The organism is Microbulbifer maximicatervae (SeqCode), assembly GCF_052467505.1.
The window spans coordinates 3,013,280-3,030,005 of record NZ_CP174313.1 but is presented as its reverse complement, the minus strand read 5'-3'; the positions used below and the strand labels follow the sequence as shown (position 1 = coordinate 3,030,005).

General features: G+C 49.0%; 12 protein-coding genes. 5 read left to right on the top strand and 7 right to left on the bottom strand.

Annotated features, from left to right (window positions below; translation table 11 throughout):
• The first annotated feature begins 668 nt into the window (after positions 1–668).
• Entirely contained in the window at positions 669–1,463 is a 795-nt protein-coding gene (locus tag ACJJIN_RS13495; RefSeq protein ID WP_444895062.1) for a methyltransferase domain-containing protein, read from the top strand.
• Between the two features lie 718 nt (positions 1,464–2,181).
• On the opposite strand, the gene ACJJIN_RS13490 is transcribed toward ACJJIN_RS13495, so the two are convergent.
• The 4 genes from ACJJIN_RS13490 to argS all read right to left on the bottom strand — a co-directional run bounded on the left by ACJJIN_RS13490 (position 2,182) and on the right by argS (position 7,846).
• A complete protein-coding gene (locus ACJJIN_RS13490) occupies positions 2,182–3,087 on the bottom strand; it encodes a WcbI family polysaccharide biosynthesis putative acetyltransferase (RefSeq protein WP_444895061.1) in 906 nt (301 codons plus the stop codon).
• A gap of 318 nt (positions 3,088–3,405) precedes the next feature.
• The gene (locus tag ACJJIN_RS13485) at positions 3,406–4,878 is read right to left on the bottom strand and encodes a nucleoside hydrolase (RefSeq protein WP_444895060.1); all 1,473 of its coding nucleotides are present in this window, start codon (positions 4,876–4,878) and stop codon (positions 3,406–3,408) included.
• 181 nt (positions 4,879–5,059) lie between these two features.
• Positions 5,060–5,947 carry a dTDP-4-dehydrorhamnose reductase family protein gene (locus ACJJIN_RS13480; RefSeq protein ID WP_444895059.1) on the bottom strand — a complete coding sequence of 296 codons (888 nt, stop codon included), beginning with the start codon at positions 5,945–5,947 and terminating at the stop codon, positions 5,060–5,062.
• Positions 5,948–6,109: 162 nt separating this feature from the next.
• Positions 6,110–7,846: an arginine--tRNA ligase gene (gene argS, locus ACJJIN_RS13475; RefSeq protein ID WP_444895058.1), complete on the bottom strand. Its 1,737-nt coding sequence runs from the start codon at positions 7,844–7,846 to the stop codon at positions 6,110–6,112.
• Between the two features lie 142 nt (positions 7,847–7,988).
• Here argS and sbcB point away from each other — a divergent pair, with 142 nt between their 5' ends.
• The 4 genes from sbcB to ACJJIN_RS13455 all read left to right on the top strand — a co-directional run bounded on the left by sbcB (position 7,989) and on the right by ACJJIN_RS13455 (position 13,000).
• The gene (sbcB, locus tag ACJJIN_RS13470) at positions 7,989–9,443 is read left to right on the top strand and encodes an exodeoxyribonuclease I (RefSeq protein ID WP_444895057.1); all 1,455 of its coding nucleotides are present in this window, start codon (positions 7,989–7,991) and stop codon (positions 9,441–9,443) included.
• 111 nt (positions 9,444–9,554) lie between these two features.
• On the top strand, positions 9,555–10,571 hold the full coding sequence (locus tag ACJJIN_RS13465; RefSeq protein WP_413664546.1) for an aspartate carbamoyltransferase: 1,017 nt from the start codon (positions 9,555–9,557) through the stop codon (positions 10,569–10,571).
• A gap of 194 nt (positions 10,572–10,765) precedes the next feature.
• Positions 10,766–12,172 (top strand): NfeD family protein, encoded by a 1,407-nt coding sequence (locus ACJJIN_RS13460; RefSeq protein ID WP_444895056.1) that lies wholly within the window; start codon positions 10,766–10,768, stop codon positions 12,170–12,172.
• 63 nt (positions 12,173–12,235) lie between these two features.
• Complete coding sequence (locus ACJJIN_RS13455; RefSeq protein WP_413664548.1) at positions 12,236–13,000, top strand: slipin family protein; 765 nt, start codon at positions 12,236–12,238, stop codon at positions 12,998–13,000.
• A gap of 62 nt (positions 13,001–13,062) precedes the next feature.
• Here ACJJIN_RS13455 and pgi read toward each other — a convergent pair whose 3' ends face one another.
• The 3 genes from pgi to ACJJIN_RS13440 all read right to left on the bottom strand — a co-directional run bounded on the left by pgi (position 13,063) and on the right by ACJJIN_RS13440 (position 16,714).
• Positions 13,063–14,751: a glucose-6-phosphate isomerase gene (gene pgi, locus ACJJIN_RS13450; protein WP_444895055.1), complete on the bottom strand. Its 1,689-nt coding sequence runs from the start codon at positions 14,749–14,751 to the stop codon at positions 13,063–13,065.
• A 256-nt stretch (positions 14,752–15,007) separates the two neighbouring features.
• Positions 15,008–15,202, bottom strand: coding sequence for a hypothetical protein (locus tag ACJJIN_RS13445; RefSeq protein ID WP_157533369.1), 195 nt, complete (start codon positions 15,200–15,202; stop codon positions 15,008–15,010).
• Positions 15,203–15,667: 465 nt separating this feature from the next.
• Complete coding sequence (locus tag ACJJIN_RS13440) at positions 15,668–16,714, bottom strand: DUF3549 family protein (RefSeq protein ID WP_444895054.1); 1,047 nt, start codon at positions 16,712–16,714, stop codon at positions 15,668–15,670.
• Positions 16,715–16,726 lie beyond the last annotated feature (12 nt).

Below are 16,726 nucleotides of genomic sequence, written 5' to 3'. Positions count from 1 at the left end.
AGAATAATTCATTTGTTGCGATTTTTAATGTTTCAATAGTGTTTACTCTTTCGGGGTGAATATTAGGGGATTAAATACCTGTCTATAAGCTTTCTCAGTTACTTAATGGCTGTTAACGCAAGGTTACTGTCTAGTGAAGCTGTATTGACTTTATCTTTGGTGCGTATCGTATGATCAATAGACACTTTGAGCGATAATTTTTACCATTTATTTTTCGTTTCAATATTAACTTTAAGTGCGCTTCGTACGCAATAATTATAGGTGGCGCTTTGTTGTACTTATTCCAACAGAGTATAGATTTTTATCTATCCATCTGATACAAATTAACTAATAAAGATTTCGGAGTTATCTGTTCCACTCTATCTTTGGTGTTTTCTTGCTAGTCGCTATTTTTTAGCGATTTACTTTTCAGTATCTTGGTATCGTTTGGCAGCAAGGCTCTCGTATTATTGAGGACTTATATTTAAACTAGTGAATAGTTGGTAGTAAGTTATTTATTAATTGTAATTTCGACATCATGGGGTGGGGCGTTATGTTTGGTTCTAGCAATTGATAAGGGGGAGGGGTATACTCAAAAAATGTGCTGTTTAGAGCCCATTTTTGGTTGGGATATTTATGTTTTTATCTGTGTGTGTATTTTGGGTGGGTGAATTTTAAAGGAGTAAAAAATGTTAATTGGGAATGGCTTGCTTGGAAGAAAGCGCATAATGCAGGTTTCCTATGCTGATGAATTTTTGAAAATTGTTATTCCTCAGGAAAAGGTCGGTCTGGAGGTTGGGCCTCTGGATAAACCCTTTATAAAGAAGGCTGACAACAGGGTTTTCTATGTGGATTATTTTGATGAGATTCAGCTGAAAAATAAAATTAAAAATAATAAAAATAGAAGTCCAGATAAGGTTGTCGAGTTGGATTATGTTTTAAAAGGTAGAAAGTTAAGTGAAGTGGTAGATAGATCATTTGATTATATATTTACATCTCATGTGTTGGAGCACTTGCCAAATTTTTTGGGCTGGCTGAATGATGCTTCCAAAGTTTTGAATTCAGGTGGGATTATATTTTCTATAGTGCCTGATTGTCGATACTGTTTTGATGTTGAGCGTCCTTGGACTGGGCTGGGAGAGCTAGTAGAAAACTATGTGTTGGATCGAGATAGGCCAGCTCCAAGGCATGCTTTTGATCAGCGTTATTATCATAAAAATGTAAAGGCGGCTCGATTGTGGGCGGACTATTCGAACTATAGAGTTAAAGTTCCGAGAACTTTTACGGTTAAACAATCCTACGATACCTTTGATAGAGCCCTTAAAGGTTATCATGATTGCCATGTGAATCTTTTCACCCCAGACTCTATTGTGGATTGTATTGAGGGGGCGCGAAAGCTGGGTATGCATGATTTTAAAATTCTAAAATGTAGTCAAACAAGAAAAAATAAGCTTGATTTTTTCATTGCTCTGCAGCTTGATTGATGTATATGTTGGTCTAGTTAATTGCTTTTTAAGTGGTGGTTCGGTAAAGGGTTTTTTCAGAGTGATTTATGTGGAGAATATTGTAGTTGATCATGTGTTTTTATAGAGAAACAATGAACTTGATTTGCTAGTTTTTTGATGAGTTATTGTAGGGGCCCACTAAGTAGCCTAATTGAATGTGGTCCGTTGAATGCTCTAGGCGATCCAGTTTTTGCTAGGGTTTGTAGGTTGATAATCATTAGTGGTTTTGCAATATAAACACGCTCTGGAATGAGCTTTGCTGCTGTCTCAGTGATAAATTATTGAGCGGTCGACCGCTTTTTCATGCTCTTTTAGGTTTCGCTCATTCAGAAATTTGTTTAATACTAGTGTTTGTATACTGGTGGTCGATTAGTTCCTTTGTGGTGAAGTCAAGCTTAGTGCTCTTAAGAGTCCCGCGCGGTTTCTGTAAGGAAGAGCGATGAATGCTCGTAGCAGAGTAGGGGGGGTGATTAGGCATATTCCTGACATTTTTTTTAAGCGATAGGGTGGTTGGGTGATAAGTTGAATTGCATTGTTTTACTAATTGATGAATTCGATCTGGTAATATTCTTTAGGAGGTGGCTAGATAGTATGGGGGCTTCTAGAGTTTCAGACTTGCTTTGTGGAGGCCAACCAGCCTATAGCTAGTTGGCCTCGCTTGAAATTGTTATGTGGATTGGCTTCAAAATTTAAGTTTTTATATGTGGCTTTGGAGCCCATCAACTGCTTCGGGAATGAAGGGTTTTGATTTCTTAACGTGTTCCTCGATCATTTTGGAATCTAATGTTCTATAAAACCTAAATAGACATGAAATTATATCATTCTGGTGGATGCGGTCGTGATTTTGGGATCTGTAATGATGGAAGTCCTCAGAAAATTCAAGTTTTAAATTGTTGTAGGTGCTTTGATATATTGGGGTAATAATTCCGTCGAGAGTCGTTGCCCCAGTTTCAGGAATAAAGGTATCTTGTATCTTAATTTTCTTTAAAATATTCTCGGCGATATATCTGAACACAGGTCTTCGAGGGTGATTGAATTGATTGAATAGCTTTTGCTTTCTATAGTTTTTCTCTATATATCTTGAGATTCTTATGTCGAGGTCCTCGGATGTTTCTCGAGCAGTGAGGTTGTTAAGGGAATTTGAAACTGGTTGTTTGGAGGTATTTGGCGTGTACAAATTGCTATCATTGATTACTTCAAAAGTATGTTTTTCACTATAGCCCTTCGCAAATAGATAGGCTATAAAATAATCATGAACTAAATTCAATTCAGCTATCATGCCTTTAAAGGTCTGAAGGTGTGGGAAATATCCATCAAAGTAAATCGAGGGAAAGGAAACTCTCAATGCGTTTGGCTTTAATTTTTTAAGCAAGTGATCGCTAGACAGCTCTTTGGGTCTATTATTGGTAGTTGCGACAGGTTGATGTATAAACAGGTCAATACTTTCTATTTTTGACAGTATAGATTTATAGTCATCCTTGCCGAGAGTCTGTGCTGGCTTTATAGGGATATACCTATAAATCTCAGAAAATGATTTATTTTCTTGTAATATGTTTGCTAGGGGTTGGGTTTGGCAGTTTCCGTATACAGTAAAGCTTTTCAAGCTTGCATCCTGTAAAATGAATTAAATTGGTACTTTTATTCTGCTAAAGGCAGGTGGTCCGCAAGGTGACTATAGAGTATAGGCTTAGTTTTTTCATTCAAGCTTTATCAGTGATTTGTGGCGCAGGTGTAACTAGTTGTGCATCATAATATTTTCTCAAGTTGTATAGAGAGGGTGATGTCGATATACAGAATGTTAATTTGGGAAGCGAGAATGGTAGCTTACTGATCTTCAATAAGTGAAGTAAGAACCTTTACCATTTGTTCGGTTTTTGTAAAGGTTAAAGGTTCTATTGTGTTAACTGCTATCTAAATTTACTTAGTTGGATTTACATCTAGGCCCTTTCCGTGCAGCATTAAAGCGATCGCGCAAGCGCTCAATCATCGCTGAGCGCGCAGCATCGTGGTTAATACCCATAACTACATTTACTGCCAAGCCCTCACCGGTCTCAGCAAAAGTAGTCTTTCCTACTGTTGGGTCAAAGGTAATCGGATCATAAGGTGTTGTGCTGTCGGTTAGGCCCGCATCTAGTTGATCGACGGTGATATAGCCGGGCACTAATTCCATTTCCAAGGTTTCAGGCTCCAGTAGTACCAAGGCAGCAATAATGTCCCACAGGCGAATAACGGCATCCAAGGCGAAGTCACCATTACCCTGGAAATCCCCACCCTCAAATTCACGAATGGAACTGAGGAGTTGGGAGGTGTAGCAGGCTTCCGGAGTTGCGCGGCGCTCTGCGAGGGCTTCGATGGTGCTGCCTTGTACTTTGGCCATATCGGTTGAGTTGGTCGGAACCAGATAGGTTTCAATACGATTTTTACTCAGGGCGTCGAAGGCCCATTGTGCGCTCAGTGGGTCGAGCAGAATATTGAATTCCTGATGGGTACTGAAGTCGCTGTCACAGCCAAAGCTGGGGTGGGAGAAAATATTACCGCCCAGATTTCTAGATTTATCGCCAAAGCAGGCTGCTTCGTGATTCTGGGTAAACGGCTCATAATTCTCAAAGCCACCACCCATCATAATAACGCGGTCAATTTTAGCCAGCTGCTCTTCGTTGGCTTTGCCAAGTGCCCGGGCCAGGGTGGTGAGTTTACCGGTGTTGAAAACTACTGGGCGTTGCTCCAGGTTATCCATCGTTTCCAGGATAATGTCTTCGGCCAGCTCAAAATTGAAGGAGACACCATTGTTACCTTGGTAGCGGTAGTGCTCCTGTTTTGCGCGCGGGATTAGGTGGTCAGTTCCATACAAGGTGGAGCCGTTGTCACGCCAGGGGCCGGGTACATACTGGCCGTAGAGATTAATACCCATGGCGTTGCGGCGCTCCAGGTTCCAGGTACCGGTGGAGAAATCGGAGGAGTTGGGTAGTTGATAGTCTTCTCTGCCGAGAACGGCCTTATCGTCATTTACCGGAGATACTGAAGCTTTGCCGTTTGCGCCGTAGGCGACTTCCTCTGTGGCAAAATAGGCTCCGCGAATAACCTGGGTATCATTATTTCCCAGCCATTCGAGGATGTTGTAAACAGTGTTGGCCCCGTGCGCTACAGTATTGAAAGAGTCCTCAACGACAGCCAGTTCCAGGGTATAGCGTGGGTCTTTGGCGATTAGCATCAGTGCTACGGCATCGTCAAAGTTATTGAAGTCGCCAATCCAGATAATGGGTTGGGCGTTTTCGGTCTTGATGGCCTGGTGTGGTTTCTTGCTGTGAGGTCCGCTATCCGCATTGCAAGAAGCCAATGTGGTTAGGCTGCCCAGTACCAGAGCTCCTGCAGAGAACCAGTGTTTTAATTTCATTTATCCTTCCCTAAATATTCGAGTGGTTTTACTCGGCAATCCAATAGCTCCTCCCTGATCTACTCGATTGCCACCTCGTAGCACCGTTTGTTGTATGAGTTAACGGTATTACACAGGTGTGAGCCGGAACATGGCCGGCAGCGATACTTCCCTGTAGCGCTTTGTCTGAAAGCTATTTAAATCAGCCTTCAATAAATGGCTTTAAATTTCGTAATAGCTGTTGCTCCAGGGGCTCGCTACTGTTAATCCCCATATCTGTCAGTTTTGATTTATCCAACTGGCAATTGTAAGGGCGTGGCACTGTGAAATTGGGTTCACTATCAGCGCTCAGGTGTGCAGTATTCAGGTTACAAGCCTTGGCGATAATGTGTGCGAGCTCGTAGCGTGTGCAGGCCGTATCGCCACTCCACTGGTAAATGCCTTCAAAATTGATGCCATTACGGATTTTTAGTAGGCATTGCTCCAATACTTCGGCCACTTCCTCAACACTGGTGGGAAAACGAATAGCCCAGTGATCCAGCGTGACTGGCTTTTGCTTGCGCAAAGTATCCAGTAGGGCGGTGATACCGGATTCCTCCAGATAGGCAACAGGCCCGAATAACCAGGGCAACCTCAATACCCAGTGATTGCCGTTATTCAGTACCGCCTCTTCCCCTGCCAATTTACTGCGGCCATAGAAGTTAACCGGGTTGGGATTGTCATCAGCTTTGTAGGGCGGGGTGCTGCCATCAAAAACATAGTCGGTGCTGATATACACTAATTGTGTATCGTTTTCGTTACAGTATTTCGCCAGGAATTCCGTGCTGCTGACATTGAGCTGCCAGGCGGTGTTGGGGCTGTCGGCGCAGCGATCAGGCCAGCGCTCGGCGGCGCAGTGAATCACAATATCGGGATTAACCTGTTGCAGGCAGGCCTTCACCGCTTCGCTATCGGACAAGTCCAGGCGAATTAAATTTTCTCCCGCGCGGGAAAAGGCGGTACCGGTAACAGAAAAAACCGGATTGCTGGAAAGCTGTTTAAATACACTGCGCCCCAATAGGCCGGAGGCGCCGGTAATCAGTATTTTCACGGGTGATTTCCTTTTGTCAGGCTGGCGGGAAACGTGTGGCCTGAGTGGGATAAAAGATGGCGCAGGATGGTTGGGTAGGCCACAACTGAAGGCCGCCTACCCGGGTGCTGCCCGGTTTGCCTATCTGAAAAGTTACAGAAGGTGATACCGGGCTGGAGCAATTTACATCTGCTCCATCACTTCAATGCCAAGCAGGTCGAGGCCAGTAGCGATAGTGCTGGCCACTAGATTACATAATTGCAGGCGGCTGTGCTTCTGCTGTTCACTTACGCCTTCTTTCAATACTGGGCAGGCTTCGTAGAAGCTCATATAGGCGCTGGCCAGTTCGTACAAGTAGGTGCAGAGTACGTGCGGGAAGGTATCTTTGGCTACCTGGTCCAGTACTTCGCCAAATTGGCTTAGTTTAATTGCCAGGGCGCGTTCCTGCGGGCTTTCCAGTTGGATATCGCCCTTGAGTTCGCTCGGCTCAATACCGGCTTTACGGAAAATACTGCGTACGCGGGTGTAAGCATACTGTAGGTAGGGGGCGGTATTGCCCTCAAAGCTCAGCATGGATTCCCAGCTGAAGATGTAATCGTTAGTGCGGGTCTTGCTTAGGTCCGCATATTTCACCGCGCCGATGCCCACCTTGCGCGCGATTTCTGCACAGGTTTTTTCATCCAGCTCCGGGTTTTTCTCAGCCACCAGTTTCTCTGCACGCTCTACTGCTTCATCCAGGAGGGCTGCCAGTTTTACGGTGCCGCCGGTGCGGGTTTTAAATGGTTTGCCATCGTCGCCCATCATGGTGCCAAAAGCGCAATGCTCTAGAGAAACCGACTCCGGCAGGAAGCTCGCTTTGCGCGAGGCGACAAAGGCCTGTTGTAGGTGCAGGGATTGGCGAGCATCAACAACATATAGGATACGGTCGGCACTGAGTTGGTTGGCACGGTAGCGGATAGCGGCCAGGTCGGTGGTGGCATACAGGTAGCCGCCGCCTTTCTTCTGGATAATCATCGGGCTGGGGTTGCCTTCCTTATCGGCCATCTCTTCCAGGAAAACAACGATCGCGCCCTGGTCTTCAACAGCGATTCCATTATCCAACAGCTCTTTTACCAGCACCGGCAGATCATCGTTGTACTGGCTTTCAGCGTAAACGTCTTCCTGTTTGAGGGTGACATTCAGCTTGGAGTAGATTTCTTCGCAGTGGCTGATAGAGATATCAATAAACTGCTTCCACAGTTTCAGGCACTGCTCATCTCCGCCTTGCAGTTTTACAACGTATTCACGGGCGCGATCGGCAAAGCCTTCTTCGTCATCAAAGCGAACCTTGGCTTCGCGGTAGAAGACTTCCAGATCGGCCAGTGCCACTTCTGCATCACTGTCTGCCAGCTTGTCGGAAAGGTGTGCCAGCAACATGCCGAATTGGGTGCCCCAGTCGCCCATATGATTTTGGCGAACTACTTTGTGACCTTGGAACTCCAACAGGCGTGCCAGGGCATCACCGATAATGGTGGTGCGCAGGTGGCCTACGTGCATTTCTTTGGCCAGGTTGGGATGGGAATAGTCGATGACTACGGTCTTGGGCTCTTCAACCGAGGCGATATTCAGGCGCTTGTCGCCTTGGGCGGCCAATAGCTGCTGGCTCAGCCACTGTTCGCTCAAGTGAATATTCAAGAAACCGGGGCCTGCGATCTCGACCTTTTCGATCATATCGCCCTTATCCAGCTGCTCAAGGATCTTGCCAGCCAGCTCACGCGGGTTGGTGCCCATACGCTTGGCAGCGCCCATAGCGCCATTGGCCTGGTAGTCGCCAAATCCGGCTTTCTTCGCAGGTGCCACAATCGGGCCGCATTCTTCGGGGATACCGGCGGCGAGCATGGCGGCCTGGAATTTGTCGGTGAGGAGCTGGCGAATATTCATAGAGTGAAGTGCTGTCTTAAATTCGTGGAAACGCCGAATTTTAATGGGCGGTGGCGGCTTTGCAACCAGCGTTGGCAAAGGAGTTGGTCCGGAGTGCTCGAAATCTCGACTTGGGTGTCCAGACGAGGAGGTTCTCGGTGGTATGATGCCGCCAAATTATGGAGGTACCGTGAGTTCTACCACACTTTATTGGCACGATTATGAAACCTGGGGTACAGACCCGGGTGCCGACAAGCCGGCGCAGTTTGCCGGTATCAGGACCGACGAAGAACTGAATATCGTCGGCGAGCCATTGATGATTTACTGTCGCCCTTCAGTGGATTGCCTGCCACAGCCGATGGCGAGCCTGGTGACTGGCATTAGCCCGCAGAAAGCCCTGGCCAATGGAGTGCCGGAAATAGAGTTTATCCAGCGCATCCTCGCCGAACTGGGTGCGCCGGGCACCTGTGGGGTGGGCTACAACAGTTTGCGTTTTGATGACGAGGTAACTCGCTACACCCTTTATCGCAATCTGCTCGATCCCTATGAGCGGGAATGGCGCTCCGGCAACGGCCGTTGGGACATTATTGACATGGTGCGCCTCACCTACGCCCTGCGCCCAGAGGGAATCCAGTGGCCCACCCGTGAGGACGGTGCGCCGTCCTTCCGCCTGGAAGAATTGACCGCTGCCAATGGGATCTCCCACGAGGGCGCCCACGATGCGCTGTCGGATGTGCACGCCACCATTGATATGGCGAGGCTGATCCGCAAACAGCAACCAAAGCTGTACGATTATGTGTTCCGCCTGCGTCGCAAGCAGGAAGCCGCCAAGATGATCGATATGCGCGAGCGCCGTCCGCTATTGCATATTTCCGGCAAGGTCTCTGCTAATCATGGTCACTTGACCTATGTGATGCCCTTGGCCAGTCACCCGGTCAACCGCAATGCGGTTATTGTTGCCAACCTGGCGATGGACCCCGAGCCATTACTCAGCCTGGATGCAGACACTCTGCGAGAGCGCCTATACACCTCTCGCGACAAGCTGGGTGAGGGCGAGTTGCCGGTAGGGCTGAAACTGGTGCATTTGAACAAGTGCCCGGTATTGGCGCCGGCAAATATGCTGGATGACAAGCGCGCCGCAGAGCTGGGTATCGATCGCACAACCTGTGAGGCGAACTGGCAGAAGCTCAAAGATATCGATTTGACGGAAAAGCTGCACAACGTATTCCTGGATCGGGAATTCCCTGAGAGAGATGTGGAAGCGGACCTTTACGGTGGATTCCTCAGCGACTCTGACCGCGATATCTGCCGTGAACTGCACCGTGGACTGGCGGCCCGAGGTCCGGAAGCTTTGGCGGGTGAAGTGCCTTTCACCGATAAGCGCCTACCCGAGCTGCTATTCCGTATGCGGGCGCGCAATTTCCCCGAGACCCTGTCTGAGGAAGAGCACCAGCGCTGGCAGATCTGGTGTTTCCAGCGCTTAACTGACGCTACTGCCGGGGCCTCAATCACCCTGGAAGATTACTTCCGCCAGCTGTCTGAGCTGCGGGTGCAGCACCCGGAGCGCATTTCCCTGATTACAGAGCTGGAGAACTGGGGCGATAGCTTACTCGCCTAATGTGTCGAATCACGTCAGCGGCTGTTCTTCCACTGGGCTCTTTCCTGGTGCCCGAGTAGAATGCCGCTCGCGAATACCCGGCGCCCACAAGGCGCAACCACTGGAGTAACCATGGACTTTATCGGAGCCAATATTCTGTCGGTCAGCCAATTTGAGCGCGCCGACATAGAGCGCGTATTTGATGTAGCTGACGCCATGACCCCCTATGCACAGCGTGAAAAGGTAACGCGTGTATTGGAAGGGGCGATTCTCGGCAATATGTTTATGGAGCCGAGCACTCGTACTCGCCTGAGTTTTGGAGCCGCCTTTAATCTGTTGGGCGGTACTGTACGTGAAACGGTAGGAATTACTGCCAGCGCTATGGCAAAGGGCGAATCCCTTTACGACACCGCCCGAGTGCTATCGGGCTATAGCGACGTGATTTGTATGCGCCACCCAAAAGAAGGGTCGGTGGCTGAGTTTGCTGAAGCGAGTCGTGTGCCGGTGGTCAATGGCGGCGACGGCGCCAATGAACACCCCACCCAGGCACTGTTGGACCTCTACACCATTCGCAAGGAACTGGCTGCGCACGGTCGCACCCTGGATGATTTTCGTATCGCCATGATCGGCGACCTCAAGCACGGCCGCACGGTGCATTCCCTGTGCAAACTGCTGTGTTTGTTTGGCAAGGTGCAGATTACCCTGGTTTCTCCACCGGAACTGGCCATGCCGGAAATGATTGTGGAGATGCTGCGCGGGGCGGGGCACGAGGTGACAGTTACCGATCAGTTGGAATCCTCCATCTCCCATGTGGATATTGTTTACTCCACCCGTATCCAGGAAGAGCGTTTCGCCTCTCAGGAAGAGGCCAACCGCTACCGTGGGCGCTTCCGCCTGAATAAGGCTATTTTTACCCGCCACGCAGAGCCTAACACGGTAATTATGCACCCCCTGCCACGGGATTCACGGGCAGAGGCGAATGAACTGGATACCGACCTGAATGAACATCCGAGCCTGGCGATTTTCCGCCAGACCGACAATGGCTTACTGGTGCGTATGGCTCTGTTTGCCATGTTGCTGGGTGTTGAGAATCAGGTAGATAAATATTCCCGCGATGTGAACTGGTATAGCCGACGCAATCGGGTATAAAACTACTCAACTGGGCGTAAATCCCGGTGGAAATAAACAAGGCCCCGGCTAATTCTGTTAATCTGATGGAATTAGCCGGGGTTTTTGTTTCCGGTTTAGGGTGTCGTGAATGCTAAAGTGATTTTGCTTGTTCGCTGTGGCACTCAATATCCAAATATTGGCGTTGAGCCAGATGTCGCATCAGGGATGGATGCATGTCGAAGCAGAATTCGCCCGTTTTGTTCTTTCGCAGCCTGGTTTTCCTGGCGCTGCTGCTCAGCTTTTTTGTGTGCAAAAGTGCCGCCCAGGAAGAGCCCTTTCCCCATGTAGCCATACTCAAAATTGATGGCGCCATAGGTCCCGCGACGACTGATTATTTCAAGCGGGCTACGCAGGAGGCTGCGGACCAGGGCGCAGAGTTGGTGATTCTGCACCTGGATACTCCTGGGGGGTTGGATGCGGCCTCGCGGGATATCATCCAGCATATCCTTGCGTCTCCAATTCCTATTGCCACCTACGTTTACCCCTCCGGCGCACGCGCTGCCAGTGCGGGAACTTATATTCTCTATGCCAGCCAGATCGCCGCTATGGCTCCTGCTACCACCTTGGGAGCGGCTACGCCAGTGCAGATTGGCGGACCTCAGGGCACACCTATGCCGGGGGGAAAGCAGGAGGAAGAGAAAAAAGAAAAGGCGGAAGACAGTGAGGATGGAGAAAAAGAAAAACCGCTTGCTGGAACAGCCATGGAGCGCAAAGTCGTTAATGACTCTGTCGCGTTTATCCGAGGGTTGGCACAGCGCCATGGGCGCAATGCAGACTGGGCGGAAAAAGCTGTACGCGAAGCAGCGACCCTGACGGCTCCAGAAGCATTAAAAATGAATGTTATCGATATTGTTGCGGATAATGATGATGATTTATTACGCCAGGTTGCCGGTCGAAAAGTATTACTCGATACCGGCGATTATACGATTCCGGAGAATATTGCCGAGCTGCAAAGTGAAAGTTACGAGCCGGATTGGCGCAATGAATTGCTGGCACTGATTACCAATCCTCAAGTGGCCTATATTTTGTTATTGGTGGGTATTTACGGGCTTATTTTTGAGGGCTATAGCCCCGGTGCTTTTGTTCCCGGGATTGTTGGTGTTATCTGCCTGTTGCTGGCATTTTATGCCTTGCAAGTTTTACCGATTAATTACGCTGGTCTTGCATTAATTATTGTTGGCGCATTGCTGATTGTGGCAGAGGTTTTTATGCCGAGTTTCGGCGCCTTGGGGATCGGCGGAATTATTGCATTGGTGATTGGCTCTGTAATGCTTATTGATAGTGATGTGCCGGGAATGCAGGTTTCCAAACAGCTGATTGGGGCTATTGCCGGTGTAAGTGGTGTCTTTTTATTGATGCTACTGACCGCTGTTGGACGTAGTTTACGCCAGCCGAAAGTCTCGGCAGACCAGGCTTTTGTGGGACGCTCTGCAGTGGTAAGCGAAGTTAAAGGCGCAGAGATCTTGGTGCATCTCGATGGAGAGATTTGGCAGGCGACCTGTAACCAGCCTCTGAAGGTGGGGCAGAAAGTTAGAGTAGTGGCCCAACATGGTATGGTTTTACGGGTAGAGGTGGAGTAGGTAGGGTAATTAATTGAGCTAATGACAGCGCTCAACAGTTAAGGTGGGATTAAGGAGAGTCCAATGATGCTCAGTTATTTTTTTGGGATACTGGTAGTCGCACTCATACTGCTACTGATGTATGCCATTCGTATTTTGCGGGAGTATGAGCGCGCGGTGGTATTTTTCCTGGGACGTTTTCAAACAGTGAAAGGGCCAGGACTGATTATAATCATTCCCATTGTTCAAACTATGGAGCGTGTGGATCTGCGCACTGTAGTGATGGACGTACCCACCCAGGATGTTATCAGCAGGGATAATGTCTCAGTTAAAGTCAACGCAGTGGTTTATTACCGGGTAATTAATCCACAGTCTGCAATTATTAATGTGGAATTCTATCACGAGGCTGTAAGCCAGTTAGCGCAAACTACATTGCGTTCGGTACTGGGTAAGCACGAGCTGGATGAGATGTTATGTGAGCGAGATAAGCTAAATGTAGATATCCAAAAAATACTCGATGAGCAAACAGATGCCTGGGGTGTAAAAGTTACTAATGTAGAGATTAAGCATATCGATCTTGATGAAAGTATGGTGCGGGCTATCGCACAGCAGGCAGAGGCGGAGCGCGCGCGGCGGGCTAAAGTTATACACGCAGAGGGGGAGGCGCAGGCGGCTTTAAAGCTGACTGAGGCAGCGAATCAATTATCGAAAAATGCCAACGCGATTACTTTGCGCTATATGCAAACCATGATTGATATTGCCGGCGCAAATAACAGCTCTACAATTGTATTTCCGTTGCCACTGGATCTAATTGAGCCAATGCTGAAGCGGGGCTCTGCATCCAGTTAACGATGTCCTTAAACAAAGATCAAAAAAGGCCGCACTAATTAGTGCGGCCTTTTTTGTAGAGTTTAGAGCAGCTTTTTCATCAGGCTGCGGGTTGAACTATCCCAGTCATCCTGAGGAATTTCACCCTTGGCAGCCTTATGGATTTTTGAACTCAACTGCTTACCAAGTTCGACGCCCCACTGATCAAAAGGGTTGGTTCCCAGCAGGCAGCCGCCAACGTAGACCTTGTGCTCGTACAGTGCCAGGAGCGAGCCCAGGTGGAAAGGATCTAGCTTTTCCAGAATCAGGGTGTTGCTGGAGCGATTACCAGGGATCACTTTATGTGGGGCCAGGGCGTGGGCCTCACGATGAGTGTGACCAGCTTCTTCCAGCTCCTGGCGGGCCTCATGCAGGCTTTTGCCTCGCAGTAGCGCCTGGCTCTGGCTAATACAGCAGGCCTGCAGCCAGCGGTGCTGTTCAAGGAGTTCAGACGTCGGCTCCTTGACCGCGATAAAGTCTGCTGGAATAAGGTCGGTTCCCTGATGCAATAATTGGTGGAAAGAGTGTTGGCCGTTTGTACCTTCACTGCCCCAGATAACGCTGCCGCTGGAGTAGCCCAGCGCCTGCCCGTCCTTGTCGACACTTTTACCCAGGCTCTCCATATCCAGCTGCTGTAACCAGGCGGGGAATCGGGCCAGGCGCTGCGCGTAGGGCAGCACGACGTGGCTGGTCGTATGCCAGCACTGGCGGTACCAGAATTGGGTCAACGCCATCAGTACGGGTAGATTGGATTCCAATGGAGTAGTGGCGAAGTGCTGGTCCATTGCATTGGCGCCTTGCAGAAGCTCTTCAAAAATTTCATAGCCACAAGCGAGAACAATAGGCAGACCGATAGCAGACCAGAGTGAGTAGCGACCACCCACCCAATCCCACATTGGGAAAATATTTTCAGGAGCAATTCCGAAATCCTGAGCAGCAGTAATATTACTGCTCACCGCAACAAAGTGTTTGGCCAACTGCGACTTATTGCAACCGGCAGACAACATCCAGCGGCGCGCGGATAGCGCGTTTTCACGGGTTTCCAGGGTGGAAAAGGATTTGGAAGCAATCACAAAAAGGGTTTCTTCCGCATCGATACCTGCCAGGGTATCACTAAGGTCTGCGCCATCGATATTTGCTACAAAGTGCACATCGATAGAGTCTTTGTGCCAAGGACTGAGGGCCTCTACCGCCATGCGCGGACCCAGGTCGGAACCACCGATACCGATATTCACGATATGGCGGATCGGTTTATCTGAGAAGCTGCGCCAGCTATGGTTGTGCACCGACTCGGCAAACTGTTTCATTTGCTCGCGGCAATCTTTTACCGCCCGCTCTTGTTCAGTTATCGGTTGCCCCTGAAATCGCAGCGCGGTGTGCAAGGCAGGGCGGTGTTCGGTATTGTTGACAATGGCCCCATTTACTAGCGCAGTAATTTGGTTGTTCAGACCCTGCTCTTCGGCATATTCCAACAGCAACTTAAGGGTGTCTTCATGCAAGTGGTTTTTACTGTAATCCAGATAGATTCCGGCTGCGTCTGAGCTGAATTTTTCTGTCCTTTGGGAATCCGTTGCAAACAGTTCTCTTAGGGACCACTTGTGTTGGTCGAAATGGGACTTTAACCGTGATATTGCCGCTACACGGCTTAAAGCTAGGGTTTCGCTAGTCATGGTATTCGGGTTGTTCTCTTCTGAGCCTTTTAATGCCAATTGGCTAAAACGTACACAAATCAAATTTTATTCGTTATAACTGGGCGGCAATGCTAACGGTATTTCCTTTACCGGACTAGCACCGCAGACATCACAGTCTATTACAGGGAGTGTTTCGAGATAAGGAACTGTGTGGGGAAAGACAAATGCCGCTCGTTAGAGCGGCATTTTGTGGTGATCCATACTAAATAAGGCTTTGTAAATCGGGTGTCTGTCAGCGGTGATTTGGTCAAAACTTCATTTAGTATGAATCACCACGCTGTCGGGCAAGAAAAAGATTTTACTTGACCACCTTCATGCAGCGCACTCTGTCGGAAGCCATCCAGCAGTCGGCATCTGCAGGACAAGCCATGGATAGAGGAATTTGTTCAGCGCCGGGTGGGCAGTAAGCTGGAGGTGCCGGAGGGCTACAGCAACCTGCAAGAACCAGTGCACTGATAATTCCAATTAAGTACTTGGCTGGAGTGAAATTCATCCCCTAACTCCTTTCCGTTGATGTTAGCCATTAGCATAGCCAATAAAACGTCACCTGTTGGTCAGCTTTGTAAAATCTGTTCTACAAAGGTACCGCCTATTTGAGTGTAATAGGCGTTGGGTTTAAATGTCTGTCAATGATCAAGTTATGAAAAGAGGTGCGCCAATTTATTTTAAAAAACTACTTAAATAATGGGTTTTTTAAAAAATGTGGTTTGTGCTGACCGTTTTTTATGGTGAATTTCGGCTGTTTAATCTACGCGCTGAAACTGATCGCGCCAGTTTTGAGGCAGACTCTAAGAATTATTATTGTGGCTGACAATGCCGCTTGATGGATTGGGGAGTTTTTTTTGCGATGCAAAGAAAATGGTTTCACGAGTAAGAGTTTTTTCTGTTAAAAATTCTCACTCGTGAAAGTAGCTTTATTGGGGGAGGGAGCACCAGCTGAGGCGTTATCTTTAGGCCTTCAGTGTGTCGGTTTGGGTCCGTGCAAAAAATTGCCAAAGGCTACTGCGAGACTTTCTTTTCTTGCCGGGTCACGGAGAGCACTCAATAGGGCGATTCGCACTTTCGGAATGAACATTAAATCGGAAAGCAGTAAGTTAAAAGTCTGCTGGTCAGCGGCATCGGCCAGCTTGCCAACCCACTGTGCGGCCAATTCTTGTCCTTCCAAATCTTGGACGCAGCGACTGCCTATTGCGGCCAGGACTTCTTTATTCCGGTTGCTGGCATCTTCAGCCAAAAGTGACTGTATAAATGCCTGTCGCAATCCTGTGGCTGGTGAGTGAGAGATACTCCTGATAGCAGCAGCGGCCACCGAGATATCCGGCGTGTTTGCGGTCAGTTCTTGCTCTGCTCGCTCAATAATGGCTGCTGCAAGACGGTGGTCGACCGGCTGGTTTTCCAGGCAATGGCAAATGTTAATAAAAACCGGAGCCGCGACTTTTCCAATCTGGCGCATTAGCAAAGTGCTTTCTTTTTCCCAGCGCGCGGCCAAGTCGGCAATCCCTTGCAGCGCAAGGTTGTCCCAGCGGTGATTTTCCGGGTCGCCAAAATAGCGCAGGACAGGCTCGTAATGTTCGCTGGGCTGGCGGCCCAGCAGAAGCGCTGTTTGGGAGTGAAATGCTGCCTGCCGCTCAGTTGACGGGGTAAACAGCAAGCCACTTTGCTGCAGCAGCTGGTCCAGCTGCGCAGCAGATTCAGAAGCGGGTCCCTGCTTGAGTTCCTGTGCCAGAGCGCGAAGTAATCCATCTCGGGCTTGAAGTTGCAGTTTGCCCTGCTCGTCCAGCGGAAAGCGCAGGAACCAAACGATGGGTTCACCGCCTTCGGCTGGTTGCAGCAGCAGGCCCGTCCAGGCCTGGCGCAAGTATGGGTGTGGCCAGGGAGCCAGACCTGCTTCGAAGGATGCCGCAGTGGATTTCGAAACCGACTGCAAGCGCCGGCCCAGATCGAACCAGCGCAATTTGAAGTCAGCCTGCTCGATCAGGGCGCTTAGGGTACCGCTTTTACTCATAGGGGTTTTGTC